Origin of the sequence: Rouxiella sp. WC2420, from assembly GCF_041200025.1 — a bacterium.
GTDB lineage: Bacteria > Pseudomonadota > Gammaproteobacteria > Enterobacterales > Enterobacteriaceae > Rouxiella.
This window is the reverse complement of sequence record NZ_CP165628.1, coordinates 4,031,824-4,051,557: the sequence shown is the minus strand read 5'-3', so window position 1 is coordinate 4,051,557 and position 19,734 is coordinate 4,031,824. Positions and strand designations below refer to the sequence as shown.

The 19,734-nt window shown below is 52.9% G+C and carries 17 protein-coding genes; 7 read left to right on the top strand and 10 right to left on the bottom strand.

Annotation, left to right across the window (positions count from 1 at the left end):
* Nucleotides 1-186: 186 nt before the first annotated feature.
* Nucleotides 187-1,857 carry a glutamine--tRNA ligase gene (gene glnS, locus AB3G37_RS18755; protein ID WP_369788762.1) on the top strand — a complete coding sequence of 557 codons (1,671 nt, stop codon included), beginning with the start codon at nucleotides 187-189 and terminating at the stop codon, nucleotides 1,855-1,857.
* A gap of 156 nt (nucleotides 1,858-2,013) precedes the next feature.
* On the opposite strand, the gene fur is transcribed toward glnS, so the two are convergent.
* From fur to ybfF, 4 genes are all read right to left on the bottom strand, one after another.
* The gene (fur, locus tag AB3G37_RS18750; RefSeq protein WP_009636866.1) at nucleotides 2,014-2,460 is read right to left on the bottom strand and encodes a ferric iron uptake transcriptional regulator; all 447 of its coding nucleotides are present in this window, start codon (nucleotides 2,458-2,460) and stop codon (nucleotides 2,014-2,016) included.
* 258 nt (nucleotides 2,461-2,718) lie between these two features.
* A complete protein-coding gene (gene fldA, locus AB3G37_RS18745) occupies nucleotides 2,719-3,246 on the bottom strand; it encodes a flavodoxin FldA (protein WP_009636865.1) in 528 nt (175 codons plus the stop codon).
* A gap of 241 nt (nucleotides 3,247-3,487) precedes the next feature.
* A complete protein-coding gene (gene ybfE / locus AB3G37_RS18740; RefSeq protein WP_009636864.1) occupies nucleotides 3,488-3,769 on the bottom strand; it encodes a LexA regulated protein in 282 nt (93 codons plus the stop codon).
* A gap of 294 nt (nucleotides 3,770-4,063) precedes the next feature.
* Nucleotides 4,064-4,834 (bottom strand): esterase, encoded by a 771-nt coding sequence (gene ybfF, locus AB3G37_RS18735; RefSeq protein WP_369788761.1) that lies wholly within the window; start codon nucleotides 4,832-4,834, stop codon nucleotides 4,064-4,066.
* A 236-nt stretch (nucleotides 4,835-5,070) separates the two neighbouring features.
* On the opposite strand from ybfF, the gene seqA reads away from it, so the two are divergent.
* Nucleotides 5,071-5,616: a replication initiation negative regulator SeqA gene (gene seqA / locus AB3G37_RS18730; protein ID WP_009636862.1), complete on the top strand. Its 546-nt coding sequence runs from the start codon at nucleotides 5,071-5,073 to the stop codon at nucleotides 5,614-5,616.
* Between the two features lie 23 nt (nucleotides 5,617-5,639).
* Entirely contained in the window at nucleotides 5,640-7,283 is a 1,644-nt protein-coding gene (gene pgm / locus AB3G37_RS18725; RefSeq protein WP_369788760.1) for a phosphoglucomutase (alpha-D-glucose-1,6-bisphosphate-dependent), read from the top strand.
* A gap of 149 nt (nucleotides 7,284-7,432) precedes the next feature.
* Here pgm and kdpE read toward each other — a convergent pair whose 3' ends face one another.
* Genes kdpE through AB3G37_RS18695 form a run of 6 tightly spaced genes read right to left on the bottom strand, consistent with a single transcriptional unit; the run spans nucleotide 7,433 to nucleotide 15,395 of the window.
* Nucleotides 7,433-8,122, bottom strand: a complete 690-nt coding sequence (gene kdpE, locus AB3G37_RS18720) for a two-component system response regulator KdpE (RefSeq protein ID WP_369788759.1) — start codon at nucleotides 8,120-8,122, stop codon at nucleotides 7,433-7,435.
* Nucleotides 8,123-10,861: a two-component system sensor histidine kinase KdpD gene (gene kdpD, locus AB3G37_RS18715; RefSeq protein WP_369788758.1), complete on the bottom strand. Its 2,739-nt coding sequence runs from the start codon at nucleotides 10,859-10,861 to the stop codon at nucleotides 8,123-8,125.
* 11 nt (nucleotides 10,862-10,872) lie between these two features.
* Nucleotides 10,873-11,466 (bottom strand): potassium-transporting ATPase subunit KdpC, encoded by a 594-nt coding sequence (gene kdpC, locus AB3G37_RS18710; RefSeq protein ID WP_369788757.1) that lies wholly within the window; start codon nucleotides 11,464-11,466, stop codon nucleotides 10,873-10,875.
* A 43-nt stretch (nucleotides 11,467-11,509) separates the two neighbouring features.
* Nucleotides 11,510-13,576 (bottom strand): potassium-transporting ATPase subunit KdpB, encoded by a 2,067-nt coding sequence (kdpB, locus tag AB3G37_RS18705; protein WP_009636857.1) that lies wholly within the window; start codon nucleotides 13,574-13,576, stop codon nucleotides 11,510-11,512.
* Nucleotides 13,577-13,616: 40 nt separating this feature from the next.
* Nucleotides 13,617-15,305 (bottom strand): potassium-transporting ATPase subunit KdpA, encoded by a 1,689-nt coding sequence (gene kdpA, locus AB3G37_RS18700; RefSeq protein ID WP_369788756.1) that lies wholly within the window; start codon nucleotides 15,303-15,305, stop codon nucleotides 13,617-13,619.
* Complete coding sequence (locus AB3G37_RS18695; protein ID WP_071988425.1) at nucleotides 15,306-15,395, bottom strand: K(+)-transporting ATPase subunit F; 90 nt, start codon at nucleotides 15,393-15,395, stop codon at nucleotides 15,306-15,308.
* Nucleotides 15,396-15,782: 387 nt separating this feature from the next.
* On the opposite strand from AB3G37_RS18695, the gene AB3G37_RS18690 reads away from it, so the two are divergent.
* From AB3G37_RS18690 to AB3G37_RS18675, 4 genes are all read left to right on the top strand, one after another.
* On the top strand, nucleotides 15,783-15,989 hold the full coding sequence (locus tag AB3G37_RS18690; RefSeq protein WP_009636855.1) for a YbfA family protein: 207 nt from the start codon (nucleotides 15,783-15,785) through the stop codon (nucleotides 15,987-15,989).
* 191 nt (nucleotides 15,990-16,180) lie between these two features.
* Entirely contained in the window at nucleotides 16,181-17,134 is a 954-nt protein-coding gene (locus AB3G37_RS18685; RefSeq protein ID WP_009636854.1) for a DUF523 and DUF1722 domain-containing protein, read from the top strand.
* A gap of 33 nt (nucleotides 17,135-17,167) precedes the next feature.
* The gene (gene phrB, locus AB3G37_RS18680) at nucleotides 17,168-18,607 is read left to right on the top strand and encodes a deoxyribodipyrimidine photo-lyase (RefSeq protein ID WP_369788755.1); all 1,440 of its coding nucleotides are present in this window, start codon (nucleotides 17,168-17,170) and stop codon (nucleotides 18,605-18,607) included.
* A 44-nt stretch (nucleotides 18,608-18,651) separates the two neighbouring features.
* Nucleotides 18,652-19,692 (top strand): MBL fold metallo-hydrolase, encoded by a 1,041-nt coding sequence (locus AB3G37_RS18675; protein ID WP_369788754.1) that lies wholly within the window; start codon nucleotides 18,652-18,654, stop codon nucleotides 19,690-19,692.
* Nucleotides 19,693-19,734 lie beyond the last annotated feature (42 nt).

The window sequence follows — 19,734 nt, the reverse complement described above, 5'->3', positions numbered from 1 at the left end:
CCAAAAAGGCGGGAAGAGAGCGATCTCTTCCCGTTTTTTATTTTTTTGCCGCTGTACTGGCTGATTTACGCTAAAAATAATTTTAATAAATCCAATTTTAACACTTAAGGGTTGTTTCCCGGCGTGGCTTGTTGGAACATATGCGGTTAGTCTTTCGAGCTTTCGTTCGCGTAGAGGAATTGAACAATGAGTGAGGCTGAAGCCCGCCCAACAAATTTTATCCGTCAGATTATTGATGAAGATCTGGCATCGGGAAAACACGCGTCTATCGTGACCCGTTTCCCGCCTGAGCCAAATGGTTATCTGCACATTGGCCACGCAAAATCGATCTGCCTGAACTTTGGCATCGCACAAGACTATCAGGGCCAATGCAACCTGCGTTTTGATGACACCAATCCGGTAAAAGAAGATATCGAGTTTGTAGAGTCGATCAAAAAAGACGTGCAATGGCTTGGCTTCGAGTGGAGCGGCGAGGTTCATTACTCTTCCGACTACTTCGACCAACTGCATCATTACGCGGTTGAACTGATCCAGAAAGGTCTGGCTTACGTTGACGAACTGTCTCCTGAGCAGATCCGTGAGTATCGCGGCAATCTGACTGCGCCGGGCAAAAATAGTCCGTATCGCGATCGCACCGTGGAAGAGAACCTCGAGCTGTTCGCCAAAATGCGCAACGGTGATTTTGCCGAAGGCACCGCCTGCCTGCGTGCGAAAATTGACATGGCTTCGCCGTTCTTCGTGATGCGCGATCCGGTGCTGTATCGCATTAAGTTTGCCGATCACCACCAAACCGGTACCAAGTGGTGCATCTATCCGATGTACGATTTCACCCATTGCATTTCCGATGCGCTGGAAGGGATCACCCACTCGCTGTGTACTCTGGAATTCCAGGACAACCGCCGTCTGTACGATTGGGTGCTCGATAACATCACTATTCCCTGTCATCCGCGTCAGTACGAATTTTCGCGCCTGAATCTCGAATACGCCATTATGTCCAAGCGCAAGCTGAGTCTGCTGGTGACCGAGAAGATTGTCGAAGGTTGGGATGACCCGCGTATGCCAACGGTTTCTGGCCTGCGCCGTCGTGGTTACACTTCAGCGTCAATTCGTGAGTTCTGCCGTCGTATTGGCGTGACCAAGCAGGATAACAACGTGGAAATGGCCGCGCTGGAATCTTGTATCCGTGACGATCTCAACGAAAACGCTCCGCGCGCGATGGCGGTAATCAATCCGGTTAAAGTGATCATTGAGAACTTTAGCGGCGATGCGGTTCAGTGGGTAAAAATGCCTAATCACCCGAACAAGCCAGAAATGGGTTCTCGTGAAGTGCCGTTTACCGCTGAAATCTTTATCGATCAGGCGGATTTCCGTGAGGAAGCCAACAAGCAATACAAACGCCTGGTGCTGGGCAAAGAAGTTCGCCTGCGCAACGCGTATGTCATCAAAGCCGAGCGTATCGAGAAAGATGCCGAAGGCAACGTGACGACGATTTTCTGTAGCTACGACATTGATACTCTGAGCAAAGATCCTGCCGATGGCCGTAAAGTCAAAGGTGTGATCCACTGGGTTTCTGCCAGTGAAGGAAAACCTGCCGAGTTCCGCCTGTACGATCGTCTGTTCAGCGTGGCTAACCCGGCACAGGCTGAAGACTTCCTGACCACCATTAACCCGGAATCTCTGGTTATCGCCAACGGTTTTGTAGAACCAGGCCTGGCGAATGCCGAAGCCGGTGTAAGCCTGCAGTTTGAGCGCGAAGGTTACTTCTGCGCCGACAGCACTTACTCCAGCGCCGAGCATTTGGTGTTTAACCGCACTGTTGGTCTGCGTGACAACTGGGAAAGCAAGCCAGTCGCTTGATAACCCGGTATCTCAAAAATAAAAAACGCAGCTCATTGTGGCTGCGTTTTTTTATGGTACTCGTTGCCAAATTTCAGCCATAAAAAAACCGCCTTTCAGCGGTCATTTTATTTACGGGCTTTTCTATTATCCCTTAAAGAAAAGTCCGGGCTGGAATCAGCCTTTACCGTGCAGCGTTTCATCTTCTACGCAGTTGCCGTTTTCGCAATGTCCGTAAAGATAAAGGCTGTGGTTAGTCAATTTAATACCATGAGCTTTGGCAATATCACGCTGACGAGCTTCGATGTATTCATCACGGAATTCGATGACGCGTCCACAATCGAGGCAGATTAAATGATCATGGTGATGCTGCTGAGTCAGCTCAAATACTGACTTGCCACCTTCGAAATTGTGACGGGTAACAATGCCAGCGTCGTCAAATTGGTTCAGAACACGGTAAACCGTGGCAAGACCAATCTCTTCGCCCATATCAATCAGTTCTTTGTACAAATCTTCCGCACTGACGTGATGTCCTGCCGGAGCTTGCAACACTTCCAGAATTTTCAGGCGTGGAAGCGTGACTTTTAAGCCGGCTTTCTTCAGTGCGGTGTTGTTGTCAGTCATGCGGATTTAGTCCTGTCACTATGCTATTCACGTTAATGAAAACGGTGGGCTGTTCACAACCATCATCCCAACCCAAAATGTTTATAACCAAAGAGGTCGAAGCCCAAAATGGGCGGAACGATAAAAACAGATGTAATAAGTGTACCTTGATCAGGCTGAAAGTTACAATTTTGTAGAAGTTAAATTGTTAATTTCAGTGATAGTTTGGCCCTTTCACGAATAACCTCAACGTTTCAGGGCCTTAGCCTTTGTGTGGGATTAACCGATAATCTCAGCGAGGCTTAACTCTTCAGAAATTTGCTTAACCCAGGCATCAACACGTTCGTTGGTCAGCTCTGGTTGACGGTCTTCGTCGATTGCCAGCCCGATAAAGTGCGTGTCATCAGCCATACCTTTCGAGGCTTCATAACCGTAACCTTCGGTTGGCCAGTGGCCGACAATTACCGCACCGCGAGGTTCGATGATATCGCGCACAGTACCCATCGCATCACAGAAGTATTCTGCGTAATCTTCCTGGTCGCCACAGCCGAACAGCGCAACCAGTTTGCCTTCAAAATCTATCTCTTCCAGCGTCGGGAAAAAGTCGTCCCAGTCACACTGTGCTTCACCGTAGTACCAGGTCGGGATGCCGAGCAGCAGAATATCGTATTTTTCCAGATCTTCTTTGCTGCTTTTGGCGATGTCCTGCACGTCAGCAACATCTTTACCCAACTGCTTCTGGATCATTTTTGCGATGTTTTCGGTGTTTCCGGTGTCGGAACCAAAGAAGATACCTACAACTGCCATAAGCTTATCTAACCTCTTGTTCTGCAATGGACTCTTTGAGTCTGCTTGTTCGTGGGCGTCGCGCGAGTCATTTGAATTTGGCCTATAGTTTATCGGGCAATTCTGGCAAGCGTTATCGCCTTTGTGTGTTCTGTTGCGGGTTTGGGTATAAATGCGGACTGACCGAAAACGTTTCAAGCGGATGGTGCAAGATGAACAACAGCAACGGCGGGCAACCCTTAAAGTTACCCGCCCGAATCGGTCAGCTTTCCTGATTGTTCAAATGAGACAGCAGCATCTGTTCAATCAGTTCGCTACGACTGATATTTTGTTGTTCCGCCAGCTTATTAAGCGCATCTACAGCTTCGGCATTAATTTTCAGCTCTACGCGACGTAAACCGTTGTTTTTGTCACGGCGAAGCTGATTACGCTTGTTAATCCTAAGCTGTTCATCGCGAGAAAGCGGATTTGTTTTTGGACGTCCCGGACGGCGATCGTCTGCGAACAGATCAAGCGTCGTGCGATCCAGTTGTTCTTTTGCCATAGGTAGCGGTACAACTAGGGAAGTTACATCGAAAAGCGACTCATGCCCTTTTCAGATGAAGTGGTTACACATTTCGGGTTAATAAACCCTAACCCAATTTACCTCCAGCGCCCGAGAATAACCAACTCGACGCAGGGGCAAAATTACAGCGCGCAATCATACCCTAGCGTATATCCCTCCACAACGCCTAACTGCCCTGAATAGAGGCTAAGTTATTATGATTAGCCCTTTTTTTGAACAGTTGAGTGTGCTTCGGCAAGAAATTTCCGCGCTTGCGCACTCATTGTTCATTAATCACGGCACATCAATGAAGCGATGAATTGCGCGCAACACTGCTTCGGGTTTTTCAGCGTGTACCCAATGACCACTTCCGGCGACCACATAGGCGCGCGCCTGAGGGAATTGACTGGCAATGGCGCTGCGATAGCTATCCTGCACGTAAGGGGATTCTCCGCCGCGAATAAACAGTGCCGGATGTGGCCAGGACGGCACGTTTTGCCAGCCAATGATGTTAGCGTATTCTGCCAGCAACACCGGGACGTTAAAGCGCCATTCACCCTGTGAAAAAGACTTCAACAGAAACTGAATCACGCCATCTTCTGTTGCGTATTGCTGCATCAGTTGTGTCGCGCCCGCGCGGTCTTTAATACCGGCTTCGGTCACCGCATTCAGCGCGGCGAAAATCTCGTCATGACGACGAGTCTGATAATCAACGGGTGCCATATCGATGGCGATGAGCTTATCGATACGCTCTGGAGCCACGGCAGTCAGCGCCATTGCGGCCTTGGCGCCCATCGAGTGACCGATGACGATCACCTTGTCGAAGCTGACGTCATCCAGCGTTTCGAGCAAATCTTCAGCCATTTTTTGATAAGTCATTTCATCCGAGCGTTCTGAAAGCCCGTGATTACGCAAATCTACCTGTAGCACACTATGCTGTTGTTTCAGGTCGCGCGCCAACACGCCGAGATTATCCAGCGTGCCAAACAGGCCATGGACTAACAGTACCGGCAGGGCGGTAGAAGTGGAAGATTCAGCTTGTTGCAGTCGATAATGTAATTTCATGACAAGGTCCGTGCAGACATTTATTACAGGTAAGGATCTCATTAGGTTATCATGAGTCGCGGAAGAATTTCTGTCAGAACCCTGTGCGTGATAAAGCAAAGCGCACGCTGAGGTTAACCAGGATATAAGGTTTTGTCTGCTTTTTGAATAATTGGGCGATTTCGCCTTTTTGTTCGCGCAGTTTAATTTGTATAATCCTTTGAATAAATTAAGTAGAAAAACAGTACTGGATAAAGATGAAAACGATTGAGGTTGATGAAGAGCTTTACCGCTATATCGCGAGCCACACGCAGCATATCGGTGAAAGTGCATCAGACATTATACGGCGGATGCTGAAATTTACTGCCGGCCAGGAAGTGCAGACTGCTGCAAAAACCAATGCCAGCGCAGCATCGGCAGAGAAACCAGCAGCGGTCGTTGCCAACACGCCTGCCAATCGCGTGCGTGCGGTGCGTGAACTCTTGCTGTCAGACGAATATGCAGAACAGACCAGAGCGGTTAACCGTTTCATGCTGATCCTCACCACGCTTTATACGCTTAATCCGAAAGAATTTGCGGTTGCGACCGAGTCTTTACATGGCCGTACACGGACTTATTTTGCCGGCGACCAACAAACGTTGCTGCAAAACGGAATCCATACCAAGCCAAAGCACGTTCCTGGAACCCCTTACTGGGTTATCACCAATACCAACACCGGTCGTAAACGCAGCATGATCGAACACATCATGCAATTGATGCAGTTCCCAGCCGAACTGACCGATAAAGTTTGCGGCACCCTTTAATACAGCATTAGGGAGAAATGCCAGTGGCTAACAACCCCCGTGCAGGGCAACCTGCTCAGCAAAGCGATTTGATTAACGTTGCACAACTTACGTCACAGTATTACGTGCTGCAACCCGATCCGGCCAACACTGCCCATGCAGTTAAATTTGGTACTTCTGGACATCGCGGTAGCGCCGGGCGTCACAGCTTCAACGAATCACACATTTTGGCGATTGCTCAGGCTATCGCGGAAGTGCGCAAGGAGCAGGGGACTACCGGTCCATGCTACGTAGGTAAAGACACCCACGCGTTGTCTGAGCCGGCATTTATTTCCGTGCTGGAAGTTCTGACTGCCAATGGCGTCGACGTTATTGTTCAGGAAAACAATGGCTTCACTCCTACGCCTGCGGTATCTCATGCCATTCTGACCCACAATAAAAAGGGCGGCGTGAAAGCTGACGGCATCGTTATTACTCCGTCGCACAATCCACCTGAAGACGGTGGCATTAAATATAACCCGACCAACGGCGGTCCGGCTGATACCGATCTGACCTCTGTCATTGAAAAACGCGCTAACGTGCTGATTGCCGACGGCCTGAAAGGCGTCAAGCGCCAGTCGCTGGATAAAGCCTGGCAGGGCGCTCATCTGAAAGAGCAAGATCTGGTGCAGGGTTATGTTGAAGATCTGGTCAACATTATCGATTTCCCGGCAATTCAGAAAGCCGGCCTGAAACTCGGTGTTGATCCGCTGGGTGGTTCAGGTATCGAATACTGGAAACGCATTGCCGAGCACTACAAGCTGGACCTGACACTGGTTAACGATTCTGTCGATCAGACTTTCCGCTTTATGCATCTTGACCACGACGGTGTGATCCGCATGGACTGCTCGTCTGAATTCGCGATGGGCGGCCTGCTGGCATTGAAAGACAAGTTCGACCTGGCCTTTGCCAATGACCCGGATTATGACCGCCACGGCATCGTTACGCCGAAAGGCCTGATGAATCCGAACCATTATCTGGCCGTTGCAATTAATTACCTGTTCCAGCATCGTCCACAGTGGGGCGCCGATGTCGCCGTGGGTAAAACGCTGGTTTCAAGCGCAATGATCGACCGCGTGGTGGCTGACCTTGGCCGTAAACTGGTTGAAGTTCCTGTTGGCTTCAAATGGTTCGTTGATGGTCTGTTTGACGGCAGCTTTGGTTTCGGCGGTGAAGAAAGCGCGGGGGCGTCGTTCCTGCGTTTCGACGGTACTCCGTGGTCAACCGATAAAGACGGCATCATCCTGTGCCTGCTGGCAGCCGAAATCACCGCCGTGACCGGCAAGAATCCGCAGCAGCACTACGATGAACTGGCCGCGCGCTTCGGTGCTCCGAGCTACAACCGTATTCAGGCTCCTGCGACTCACGCGCAGAAAGCTGCGTTATCCAAGCTTTCTCCTGAGCAGGTCAAAGCCGATACGCTGGCGGGTGACCCAATCACCGAGCGTCTGACCAAGGCTCCGGGCAACGGCGCTTCTATTGGTGGACTGAAAGTGATGACTAAAAATGGCTGGTTCGCGGCACGCCCATCGGGCACAGAAGAAGCTTACAAGATTTATTGTGAAAGCTTCCTGGGTGCCGAGCACCGTGAACAAATCGAAAAAGAAGCCGTGGAAATTGTCAGCAAAGTATTAGCCGACGCTAAATAATTTCTCCGGTTCATATCAAATCTAAATAAGGCGCTGTTTATACAGCGCTTTTTTTATGACCTTTTTTTGCCATTCTCCAGACTGCAAAAAAGGAATATCTAAATGCAAGAACGCTGGCAATTGAACGTAAACCCGCGGAACACTAAAGCTCAGGGCATAAAGCGATAACCGACTCCGGTTTCAGTGAGTAAATGGCGAGGGCGAGCGGCATCCAGCTCGAGCTTCTGCCGCAAATGGCCCATATAAATACGTAAATAATGGCTGTGCTCAACGTAGTTTGGACCCCAGACATGACTGAGTAACTGCCGCTGAGTAATGACTTTGCCGCTGTTTGCCAGCAATTCGGCCAGTAAACGGAATTCAATCGGCGTGAGGTGCAGATCTTCTCCGTTACGCTGCACGCGCCGGTTAATCAAATCAACGGTAACATCGGCAAAACAGACCTGCGGGCTTTCCTGCTGACCGCCTGCATGGCGGCGCAAAGAAACACGGACTCTGGCCAGCAGTTCACCGACGCCAAAAGGTTTAGTGAGAAAATCGTCTGCTCCGGCGTCGAGCGCGGCAATTTTGTCCTCTTCGCCGGTGCGGGCAGACAGGACAATAATCGGGATACTGCTCCAGTGACGCAAATCGCGGATGTAGTCCAACCCATCACCGTCCGGCAGGCCAAGATCGAGAATGACCAGATCTGGCTTACGGGTTCCGGCTTCAATCAGCCCACGCTGCAGCGTTTCGCTCTCAAAAACTTTCATGCCTTCCCCCTCCAGCGCGGTGCGAACAAAGCGACGGATCTCTTTCTCATCTTCGACAATCAGAATATTTACCGGGGTCAGGCTCATCTATGGGATGTCTTTTGGTGTGGGTTCTATGGATTCCAGTTCAATTGATTCCAGAACTGGCAGCTTCTCCAGCGGTAGCGTAAAGCAGAATTTCGCGCCGCCTTCCGGGTTGTTTTCGGCCCAGATACGCCCGTCGTGTACCTCTATAATGGCATGACAAATTGCTAATCCCAAGCCAACACCGGGGATCGCCGATTCTTTATTACCGCGTGAAAATTTCTCGAATATTTGCCGCTCGCCACCGGCAATAATACCCGGACCGTTGTCTGCAACCGTGATTTCCAATATATCTTCGCTGGCTCGCGCCTTGACTGTGATCAGCGCCCGCACTCCGGCGTATTTATGCGCATTCTCCAGCAGATTGATAAAAACGCGTTCAATCAGGCTGGCATCACAGTTGACCAGTAACATCTCATCGGGCAGATCGACAATTATCTGGTGCGTGCTGAGCAGCAGCTCGAGCATGCGCAGTGCGCTGCCGATTATCTCCTCAACCGACTGCCATTCTTTGCGTAAGTTAAATCCGCCGGACTGAATGCGCGCCATATCCAACAGGTTGTTGACCAGTCGGGTGGTGCTCAACACCTGCTGACGTATCTGATTGGCCTGTGGCGCGTAGGCGGAACCCTCGCTGGCCAAGTCCAGTGTCAGAATCTCTGCCTGACCGAAAAGCACGGTCAGCGGTGTGCGCAAATCGTGTGACAGCGCAGCCAGCAAGGAGTTTCGAAGCTGCTCGCGTTCGGTTTCCAGACGCGCGCTTTCGGCGCTGGCCGCCAGCTGCAAACGCTCCAGCGCATTGGCAATCAGTACGGTAAAGGTTTGCAGCAGGCGCTGTTGCTCCGGTACCAGCAACTGCCGCACGTTGGCCGGTTCTACTGCCAGCAGGCCCAGGGTTTTTCCCGAGGCGACCAGTGGCAGCAGCTGATAAGGCACGCCGGGCAGGGTATCGGTACCCGCTCCGGCGGGAGATTGTTTGTCAAAACTCCAGCGGGCAATGGCCTGATCGACTGCAATCGCCTGACCAGAGGCTACCTCGCTTTGCTCAAGATCCAGCGTGCCTTCTTCGACCGCGCCGGGCCGCGGCAGCAGAACTGCCGTTTTGGCCTTCAGAGTCGTAGAAATAAAGTGACGGCTGGTCTGTGCTATCGCCTCCGGCGTCATTGCCTGACTCAATCCTTTGGACATTTCATAAAGATGCTGTGCACGTTTTTCGCGATGGCGGGCAATGCGCGCCTGATAGCGCACTCCGGCAGTCAAATTACCAATCAGCACTCCAACTGTCAGCATTACTGCGAAGGTCAGCAGATATTGCGCGTCGGTCACCGCAAACGAGCCGCGTGGCTGCACCAGAAACAGGTCAAAGCTGGCGACATTAATCACTGCCGCGAATACCGACGGCCAACGCCCGTAGAACAGAGCAACAATCACTACGCCGAGCAAATAAACCATGATCAGGTTGGCGGGGTCAAAAAACGGCACCAGAAACTGTGAGATAAAAGTGATCAGCGCACACATTAATACCGCCACGGCGCAGCCCTGAAGCTGACGGCGAAAACGTTCACTGAAGGTTCGTGCATCGGACTCTTTGCGCAGACTTGCCGGGGCAGTTTCCTCGAGACTGACGATCAGCAGGTCAAGCTCGGGACCGATTTTCGCCAGCCGGTCAATCAATGTCGTGCGCCATTTAAAACGACGCTCTTTGCGACGACCAAGCACAATTTTGCCGAGATAATGTTCGCGGGCATAGCGCAGAATCGCCTGCTCTTCCTGCGGTTCGGATAGCGTAGCCGTTTCGGCTCCCAGCTCCTGCGCCAATTTCAGCGCACGCAAAATGGCCCGCCGCTGGCCTTCAGGCAGGCGATGCAGCCGCGGGGTTTCGACGTAAACCGCATGCCACGCGCAGCCCAGCCGCGCAGCCAGTCTGGCCGCTACGCGCACCAGTTTTTCACTGCCGCTGTCGTGGCCGATACACAGCAGCAGCGCGTCACGGGTGTGCCAAATACGCTCGCGTCCCTGTGTGTCGCGGAACTCGCGCATCTGCTCATCGACGCGATCGGCGGTGCGGCGCAGGGAAAGCTCACGCAGGGCGATAAGATTGCCCTTGCGGAAGAAGTGTTCAATCGCCCGTTCAGCCTGGCCGGGAATATAGACTTTGCCCTCTTTCAGGCGCTGGCGCAGGTCGTCGGGGGGAAGGTCAACCAGTACCACTTCATCGGCCTGATCGAAAATATGGTCCGGCACAGTTTCACGGATAATGATGCCGGTCACGCCGCTAACCACGTCATTGAGGCTTTCAAGATGCTGAACGTTAACGGTGGTGAAAACGTCAATCCCTGCGTCGAGCAGCTCTTCAATGTCCTGCCAGCGTTTGGGATGGCGCGAACCGGTGGCGTTGCTGTGCGCCAATTCGTCCATCAGGATAAGGGCGGGATGGCGTGCCAGTGCGGCGTCGAGATCGAACTCAAGCAGCTGGCGGCCACGGTGGGGAATGCGCTTGGGGGGAAGCAAGTCGAGGCCGGGCAACATTGCCTGTGTTTCTTTGCGGCCGTGGGTTTCGACTACGCCGACCACCACGTCTAATCCGGTGGCGCGCAGTCGTTGCGCCTCCTGTAGCATGGCGTAGGTTTTCCCTACGCCAGCACAGGCGCCAAAGAAGATTTTCAACTGGCCGCGCGGCTTTTCATTGGCCAGGGCCAACAGGCTGTCAGGGTTGGGCCGCTGCGTCTCTTCGTCTACCATACTGTCTCTTCTTATTGAGTAGTTAACGCATCCAAAGCCAGATTCAATTGCAGCACATTTACTACCGATTGTCCGGTAAATGCCGCCAGCGGTGTTGAAGTATTTGCTGCAATAAGTTGTACCACTTGGTCGCGAGTCAGATTTCTGGCCGTTGCCACGCGCTGTGCCTGCCAAAGTGCGGCATCAACAGAAAGATGCGGGTCAAGTCCGCTGGCTGAGGCCGTCACCAAATCAACGGGCACCTGCGGCGAGCTGGTTGGGTTGGCCTTACGCAGTGCCGCCACGCGATCGGCCACTGCTTTATCAAGCGCCGGATTGCTGACCGCAAGATTGCTCCCCGAGGATGCCATCGCATTATAGGCGCTATCCGAGGTGGCGGAAGGTCGCCCCCAAAAATAATCCATGCGGGTAAACGATTGACCAATCAGGGCTGAACCCACCGGCTTACCGGCAGTGTAAATCAGTGAACCCTGTGCCGGTGCGCGAAACAGCAGCGCCGACAAACCGGTGGTCAATAGCGGATACGCCACACCGGTTATCAGTGTAAACAGCACCAGCAGTACCAGCGAAGGGCGGAAATAATGGTGACGAATAGCGATACTCATTGATGTATTCCTTTCTTCCAACTACTCATAAACGATGCGGCAATCAGGCCAGATGCAGCACGGTAAGGATCAGGTCAATAGCCTTGATGCCCACGAAAGGCACCAGCAGCCCGCCGACCCCATAAATCCACAGATTACGACGCAGCAGCGCGGCGGCGCTCATGGGTTTGTAGCTCACCCCGCGCAGCGCCAGAGGGATCAGAAACACGATCACCAACGCGTTAAAAATAACCGCCGACATAATGGCCGACGACGGCGAGTGCAGATGCATCACGTTCAGCGCGTTGAGCTGCGGATAGGTCGCCGCAAACGCTGCCGGAATGATGGCAAAGTACTTCGCCACGTCATTGGCAATACTGAAAGTGGTCAGCGAACCTCGCGTCATCAGCATCTGTTTCCCGATGTGAACGACTTCAATCAGCTTGGTCGGGTTAGAGTCCAAATCGACCATGTTTCCGGCTTCTTTAGCGGCCTGGGTTCCCGAGTTCATCGCCACCGCCACGTCAGCCTGTGCCAGTGCGGGAGCATCGTTGGTGCCATCACCGGTCATTGCGACCAGACGCCCTTCGGACTGATACTGGCGAATCAAGGCCAGCTTGGCTTCCGGTGTCGCTTCTGCCAGAAAGTCATCAACGCCCGCTTCGGCGGCAATCGCGGCGGCGGTCAAGCGGTTATCCCCGGTGATCATCACCGTTTTGATGCCCATCTTGCGCAGCTCGGAGAAGCGTTCTTTAATGCCCCCTTTAACGATGTCTTTCAGTTCAACTACGCCAAGCACGCGCGCGCCTTCAGCAACCACCAGCGGAGTACCGCCTTTTCGAGCGACGGTTTCAACCAGGCCTTCTACCGCCGGCGGGAAGTGCCCCTGATTGGTTTCTACGTGACGGCGAATCGCATCCACAGCACCTTTTCGAATAATCCGCTCGCCAATGTTGACGCCACTCATACGCGTTTGCGCCGAGAAGGCGATAAAAGTGGCGTTCAGCGATTTGATGTCGCGTTCGCGCAGGTTAAAGCGTTGTTTTGCCAATACTACGATGCTGCGTCCTTCCGGCGTTTCATCGGCCAGTGAAGACAGCTGTGCCGCATCGGCAAGTTCTTGCTCACTGACCCCGGGAGCCGGTAAAAACTGTGCCGCCTGGCGGTTACCCAGCGTGATGGTGCCGGTTTTATCCAGCAGCAACACGTCGACGTCGCCAGCCGCTTCGACCGCGCGGCCGCTGGTGGCGATCACGTTGGCCTCTAACATACGGCTCATTCCCGCCACGCCGATGGCCGATAACAGGCCGCCGATGGTGGTCGGGATCAGGCACACCAGCAGCGCGACCAGCACGGTCACGGTGACTGGCGTTCCGGCATGGCTGGCGTCAACGCTGAACAGCGAGAACGGATACAGCGTGGCGGTGGCGAGCACAAACACCAGCGTCAGAGCGACCAGCAAGATAGTCAGCGCCACCTCGTTTGGTGTTTTGCGGCGTTTCGCGCCTTCTACCATGGCAATCATTCTGTCGAGGAAAGTTTCACCAGGGTTGACGGTACATTCAACGATCAGCCAGTCGGACAGCACGCGGGTCCCGCCGGTAACTGATGAAAAGTCACCGCCCGATTCACGGATAACCGGAGCAGATTCGCCGGTTATGGCGCTTTCATCTACCGAGGCTCCGCCTTCCAGCACCTCACCGTCGCAAGGCACAGTGTCACCCGCTTCGATCAGCACAAAGTCACCCTTGCGCAGGCTGTCTGCCGCAACTTTGATAGGCGGTGATTCGTAGCGCGCCTCATAAAGTTTTTTCGCCCAGCTCGTTTTCTGTACGCCTTTCAGGCTCTCGGCCTGTGCCTTGCTGCGACCCTCTGCCAATGCCTCGGCAAAGTTGGCAAACAGCACGGTAAACCACAGCCACAGGGAAACGCTGCCGGTGAATCCGGCGCTGCCCTCGGTTTTACCCAGCAAAATCGCCAGCCAGATAAGCGTGGTGAGAATACTGCCTAGATACACCACGAACATCACCGGATTTCGCCACTGAACGCGCGGACTCAGCTTTTTCACCGCGTCGAAAATGGCGGTGCGGATTAACCGGGGTTCAAACAAGGCACGTGTTTTGCGAGTCATCGTCTTCTCTCTTTACCATCTGTTGTGCAAGGTGCCTGGGTTACTTCGCCAGCCACACCTGTAAATGTTCAGCCACTGGACCCAGCGCCAGCGCCGGAATAAAGGTCAGCGCGCCGACCAGCAGGATGGTGCCGATCAGCAGGCCGATAAACAGCGGTCCTGAGGTCGGTAACGTCCCGTTGCCTGCGGGTTGGCGTTTTTTCGCTACCAGCGAACCGCAGATAGCCAATACCGGCAAAATCACGCCGAAGCGGCCGAAGAACATGGTGACCGCCAGCGTCAGGTTATAGAAAGGCGTGTTAACGCTCAGTCCGGCAAAGGCGCTCCCGTTGTTATTCGCCGCTGATGAGTAGGCATACAGCACCTCGGTGAATCCGTGTGCGCCGGGATTGGCAATCCCTGTTAATCCGGCGGGGCTGATAAGGGCCAGCGCAGTGCCGAGAAGAACCAGCGTCGGCGTAACCAGGATCGCCAGCGCGGTCATTTTCATATCGAAGACGTCGATTTTTTTACCGAGATACTCCGGCGTGCGGCCAATCATCAACCCGGCAATAAACACTGTCAGTAATACAAACAGCAGCATGCCGTAAAGGCCTGAGCCGACGCCGCCGAATATCACTTCGCCAATCTGCATCAGCCACAGTGGGATCATGCCACCCAGCGCGGTAAATGAGTCGAGCATCGCGTTGACCGCACCACATGAGGCGGCGGTGGTGATCACGCTGAACATGCTGGAAGCCAGGATGCCGAAGCGCGCCTCTTTGCCTTCCATATTAATGTTGCTGGCAGCGCCCAGGGCTGACAGGTGCGGATTGCCCTGTAGTTCGGCGGCCATCACGATCACCACACAAACCACAAAGATCAATGACATGGTCCACAGCAGCGCATGACCTTGACGGCTGTCGCCCACCACGCGGCCAAACGAGAAGCACAGCGCGCAGGGGATAAGGAAGATTGCCAGCATCTGCACCATATTGGTCATCGCAGTCGGGTTCTCGAACGGATGCGCCGAGTTGACCCCAAAGAAACCGCCGCCGTTGGTGCCGAGCATCTTGATCGCCTCCTGAGATGCGACCGGTCCCATCGGCAGGATTTGCTGCGCGCCTTCCAGCGTAGTGACGTGCTGGTAGGCTTCCATATTTTGCAGCACGCCCTGACTGACGAAATACAATGCCAGTAGCAGAGAGAGCGGCAGCAGCAGATACAGCGTGATGCGAATTAAATCGGTCCAGGCATTGCCCAGCGTTTTCCCCGACGGGCGGGCAAAGGCGCGGATCATCGCGAAGGCCACGGCAATCCCGGTGGCGGCCGACAGGAAGTTCTGCACTGTCAGCCCAACCATTTGACTGAAATAGCTTAAGGTGCTTTCTCCGCTGTAGGCCTGCCAGTTGGTGTTGGTCACAAAGCTTACGGCGGTGTTGAATGCCAGATCCCACGACATATTTGGCATATGTTGTGGATTCCACGGCAATACACCTTGCAGCATCAGAATAGCCATCAAAAAGATGATGCCCAGCAGGTTGAAGCTGAAGATGGCTATCGCGAACTGTTTCCAGTCCATCTCCCCATCAGAGCTGCCCGCAAGGCCTAAGACCCGGCGTTCAAAACCGGCAATAGCCACGCCGACTTCTCCCTCAATCAGCCGGGCAATAAATTTACCCAGCGGATGAGCAAGCAGCAGCAAGACCAGCATAAAGCTGGCGATCAGTAAAAAAGCGGAAGCGGCCATTTAAAACTCCTCCGCATTGAGCAAGGCATAAACGAGATAGCCGAGCAGTAAAAGCACCAGCAGTGCGCCGCAGATAACACCTGTGTTCACAAACCACCCCTTGAATTGATTCCCCGTCCTCCTTGCTGCTAAGGCAAAGATGACGGGGAGATATAATGACGTTCACCCTTATTGATAAAACGAGTGTAAAGATCGGCTTCTAAAGAACCTGAAAAGATGCGGGGCGGTGGTGTAAAAAAAGTATAAAAATGGCGAGAAATAGATTAATTAACCAGCGATAAGTAGGTTTTTAACAAAAATGTAACTTTATTACAGTGCAATGGCCGAATTGTGCTTTTATTCGCCAATAAGTGGTCTGATCAGTAGTAAAGTTACAGCCTTTGCGATAATATTTGTTCATTAAACAACCTATGAGTCATCCCAGTCTCGGTCCATTATCGCGTTAGGGCCTCAGGCTGGCCGTTTTGGAGAACTCCCATGTCTGATTACACCCCGTATTCCTTGTCTCGCCTGTTATTGCGTCGCACCGCCGTGGTCCTGATCGGTATCTTTGCGCTGCCGGTAATGCTGTTTCGCTCAGATCGCGCACGTTTTTACAGTTCGCTTTACCGCGCGTGGGCGCAAACCAGCGACAAACCGCTGTGGCTGGCGCAGGTAGAAATGGCCGGACAATATTTTTACTAATCCCTTCATCGCGATGGGCTAAGCTTGTTTGAGATGGCATAAAAACAACATAAACCAGCCAGATAATCGGCTGGTTTTTTTGTCTCTGCTTTGCGAGTAAACTTGTACAATTGATTTTTTTTGTATAGGTTTAATCAGGGCGCTGCAGGATTTTGCTGCGCCATGGAATGCAAAACCGCCAGGAGTCGCAAATGAGTGAACAAATTCCGATTGGGATCAGCGCCTGCCTGCTGGGAGAAAAGGTTCGTTTTGACGGTGGGCATAAACGGCTGGCCTTTGCCGTTGAGCAGTTAGCTCCTTATGTTCGCTTCGAACCTGTCTGCCCGGAAATGGCGATTGGCTTACCCACTCCTCGCCCCGCACTGCGACTGGTACAAACGAGTGATAGCATCCGCATGCAGTTCAGCAATGATGCCGACGTCGATATTACCGATAAAATGCAACAGTATTCCGAGCAGCGGGTAGCCGCGCTCGAACACCTCTGCGGTTATATTCTTTGCGCCAAGTCCCCAAGCTGCGGCATGGAGCGGGTGCGTGTTTATCGCGAAAACAGCAAAGACAACAGTAAAAGCGGGGTGGGGATTTATACCGCCGAGCTGCAAAAACAACTGCCGTGGTTGCCGATTGAAGAAGACGGACGCCTTAACGATCCAGTGCTGCGTGAGAATTTTGTCGAGCGAGTTTTTGCGCTTTATGAACTTAAGATGCTTCGCCAATCCGGTTTGACGCGCGGAAAACTGATGGCATTTCATAGCCGTTATAAGCTTTCTTTGCTGGCGCATTCTCAACCTGAATATCGCGACCTCGGGCGCTTTGTGGCATCAATGGATAAATGGTCTTCACTGGAAGAATATTTTATCGAATATCGCAATCGGCTGATGACCCTGATGACTCACAAGGCAACACGGCGCAACCACACCAACGTGTTGATGCACGTCCAGGGCTATTTCCGCAAACAGCTGACTAGCGGGCAGCGACAGGAATTGGCACAGTTGATCGACCATTATCGGCAAGGGATGCAACCGCTGCTGGCACCGATCACACTGCTAAAACATTATATGCATGAATATCCCGATGCCTATTTACAGCAGCAGCGCTATTTCGAACCTTATCCCGAGGCCCTACGCCTGCGCTATGGGCATTGAGATTGTGATTAAAAGTATAAGGATTATTTTGTTATGACCACCCACCTGGTCTGGTTTCGTAACGATTTACGCGTCACTGATAACCGCGCGCTGTCCGCCGCCTGCGAAGATGTAGACGCCAAAGTGATTGCCGTTTTCATTGCCACTCCCAAGCAGTGGCACCGCCATGATATGGCCCCTCGTCAGGCCACGTTTATCTATCAGCATCTGCTGGCTTTGCAGGAGATGCTCAAAGAGCGCGGCATCCCACTGTATTACCATCAGTGCGACCTGTTTTCTGACAGCATAAACTGGCTAAAAAAATTCACTGAAGAACAGCAGGTTGACACCCTTTATTATAATAATCAGGTGGAGATTAACGAGGTCGAGCGTGACGCCGAGGTCGATAAATCCCTGTCTGCCAAACTGCAAATTCAGCGTTTTGACGACAGTCTGTTGTTGCCACCCGGTTCGGTGACCACCGGCAGCGGTGAAATGTATAAGGTTTACACGCCGTTTCGCCGTGCTTTTCTGCAACGCCTGAATGAGTCAGACAGCCGCTCCTTGCCAGCTCCGCACGCGCGCAAAAAAGCGCATAAAGCCCACGACGACAGGATAGAACCTTTTGACTATCCTCAGCAGGATATTGGCGATGATTTTCCGATTGGCGAAGAGGCCGCTCGTGATCGTTTGCGACGATTTTGCCGCGAAAATGTTGAAGATTACATCGAACAGCGAGATTTACCCGCGATTGACGGCACCAGCACGCTGTCTCCCTATCTGGCGATTGGCGTCATCTCACCGCGACAGTGTTTCAATCGCCTGCGTACCGAACATCCTCATCTTTTAGAGAAAACAGACGGTGGTGCTTTTGGTTGGTTAAACGAACTAGTTTGGCGCGAATTCTACCGCCATCTGCTGGCGACCTGGCCATCATTGTGCAAGCATCAGCCGTTTGTTGAATGGACAAAGGGTGTGCGCTGGCGTGATGCACCCGATGATTTGAAGGCCTGGCAGCAGGGTAAAACGGGCTATCCGATCGTTGATGCAGCGATGCGTCAGCTAAATGCCACCGGCTGGATGCATAATCGTCTGCGAATGATCGTCTCCAGTTTTCTGGTAAAAGATCTGCTGATCGACTGGCGTCACGGCGAACGCTATTTTATGTCGCAGTTGCTGGATGGCGATCTGGCGGCCAATAATGGCGGCTGGCAGTGGAGTGCGTCTACCGGTACTGATTCCGCACCTTATTTTCGCATTTTTAATCCCACCACGCAGGGCGAGCGATTCGACAAGCAAGGCAAGTTTATCAAGGCCTGGGTGCCGGAGCTTGCCGAGGTGCCGGAGAAAGATATTCACCAGCCACATCGATGGGCCGAGAAGCACCGGCGCGTGATAGACTATCCTCGTCCGATTATCGATCACGCCCGAGCGCGCAAGGATACGCTGGCAGCCTTCGAGGCAGCCAAGAGTCGTGCTCAGGCAGAGGATTAAGGCTCCCGCCTTGATTGCCTTTCAGCACTGCATGGAGCGATGTGATGACGCAAAAATCCCGGAATACGGCCCCTTTTTTAGCAAATCGATACTTAAGGGCAGGCGCTTTAGCTGTCGGATTAGGCTGGGCCAGTAGTGCCAGCGCTGGTTTTCAAGTCGTCGCCCTGGGAGTTCACGGCGGCGTCGAGGAGGGCAATCTCACCTCTTATCTTCTGCGCGACGAATCGCAGAAGCAATTTCTGGCGCTGGATGCCGGTTCTGTTTTACCCGGCATCAGCAAGGCGTTGGAGAAAGGCAGCTTTCCTCAAGTTACCGCAGCAAACTCCGCGCCGCTCACGCCGCAGGGCGCGGTTTTCCGTAATCTAATTAGCGGTTATTTTATCAGCCATGGCCACCTTGACCATCTCGCTGGCTTAATCATCTCCTCGCCGCAGGACAGTAAAAAAACCATTTACGGCTCGACCGAGACCATTAATACCCTGCGCCAATACTATTTTAACTGGAAAGTATGGCCGAATTTCAGCGACTCCGGCAGCGGCCAGCGTCTGGGGACTTATCGTCTCAATGCACAGCGGTTCGGTCAGCGTTTTTCATTGGCCAACGTTGGGCTGAACGGCGTGATATATCCGCTCAGTCACGGTGGCGTGGGTTCGTCGATGCTGCTTGTCAGCACCGCAGCCACCGCGCAAAAGCAGGAATCTTTTGCCTTCTTTGGCGATACCGGGGCCGATAAGCTGGAGAAATCCCAAGACTTGAATGCTATCTGGCGCGTGCTCGGTGAAGAGGTTAAACAGCATCGGCTGAAAGGCATTATTATTGAAACTTCTTACCCCAATGGTATTCCCGATAAGCAGCTGTTCGGGCATCTGACCCCGACATTGCTGCTCGGCGAGCTGGCGCATCTGCAGCAGTACGCCGGTGGAGAAGGTTCTTTGAAAGGCCTGAAAGTGGTGATCAGCCATATCAAACCGAGCCTGACCGCCGGTGCAGACCCTCGAGCCGACATTATCCGCCAGCTTGAACAGGGTAATCAGCTCGGCGTAAACTTTATCTTTATGCAGCAGGGCGATAGCCAAACGTTTTAATCGTCTGGCGCGAGTTTTCCGCCTGGCAAATTGGAAGAAAGT

Coding starts and splice junctions, on each gene's coding strand:
- seqA (WP_009636862.1), top strand. CDS start 5,071: ATGAAAACGATTGAGGTTGATGAAGAGCTTTACCGCTATATCGCGAGC.
- ybfE (WP_009636864.1), bottom strand. CDS start 3,769: ATGGCAAAAGAACAACTGGATCGCACGACGCTTGATCTGTTCGCAGAC.
- kdpD (WP_369788758.1), bottom strand. CDS start 10,861: ATGGTAGACGAAGAGACGCAGCGGCCCAACCCTGACAGCCTGTTGGCC.
- ybfF (WP_369788761.1), bottom strand. CDS start 4,834: ATGAAATTACATTATCGACTGCAACAAGCTGAATCTTCCACTTCTACC.
- kdpA (WP_369788756.1), bottom strand. CDS start 15,305: ATGGCCGCTTCCGCTTTTTTACTGATCGCCAGCTTTATGCTGGTCTTG.
- fur (WP_009636866.1), bottom strand. CDS start 2,460: ATGACTGACAACAACACCGCACTGAAGAAAGCCGGCTTAAAAGTCACG.
- fldA (WP_009636865.1), bottom strand. CDS start 3,246: ATGGCAGTTGTAGGTATCTTCTTTGGTTCCGACACCGGAAACACCGAA.
- kdpE (WP_369788759.1), bottom strand. CDS start 8,122: ATGAGCCTGACCCCGGTAAATATTCTGATTGTCGAAGATGAGAAAGAG.
- AB3G37_RS18685 (WP_009636854.1), top strand. CDS start 16,181: ATGAGTGAACAAATTCCGATTGGGATCAGCGCCTGCCTGCTGGGAGAA.
- AB3G37_RS18675 (WP_369788754.1), top strand. CDS start 18,652: ATGACGCAAAAATCCCGGAATACGGCCCCTTTTTTAGCAAATCGATAC.
- phrB (WP_369788755.1), top strand. CDS start 17,168: ATGACCACCCACCTGGTCTGGTTTCGTAACGATTTACGCGTCACTGAT.
- kdpB (WP_009636857.1), bottom strand. CDS start 13,576: ATGACTCGCAAAACACGTGCCTTGTTTGAACCCCGGTTAATCCGCACC.
- AB3G37_RS18690 (WP_009636855.1), top strand. CDS start 15,783: ATGTCTGATTACACCCCGTATTCCTTGTCTCGCCTGTTATTGCGTCGC.
- glnS (WP_369788762.1), top strand. CDS start 187: ATGAGTGAGGCTGAAGCCCGCCCAACAAATTTTATCCGTCAGATTATT.
- kdpC (WP_369788757.1), bottom strand. CDS start 11,466: ATGAGTATCGCTATTCGTCACCATTATTTCCGCCCTTCGCTGGTACTG.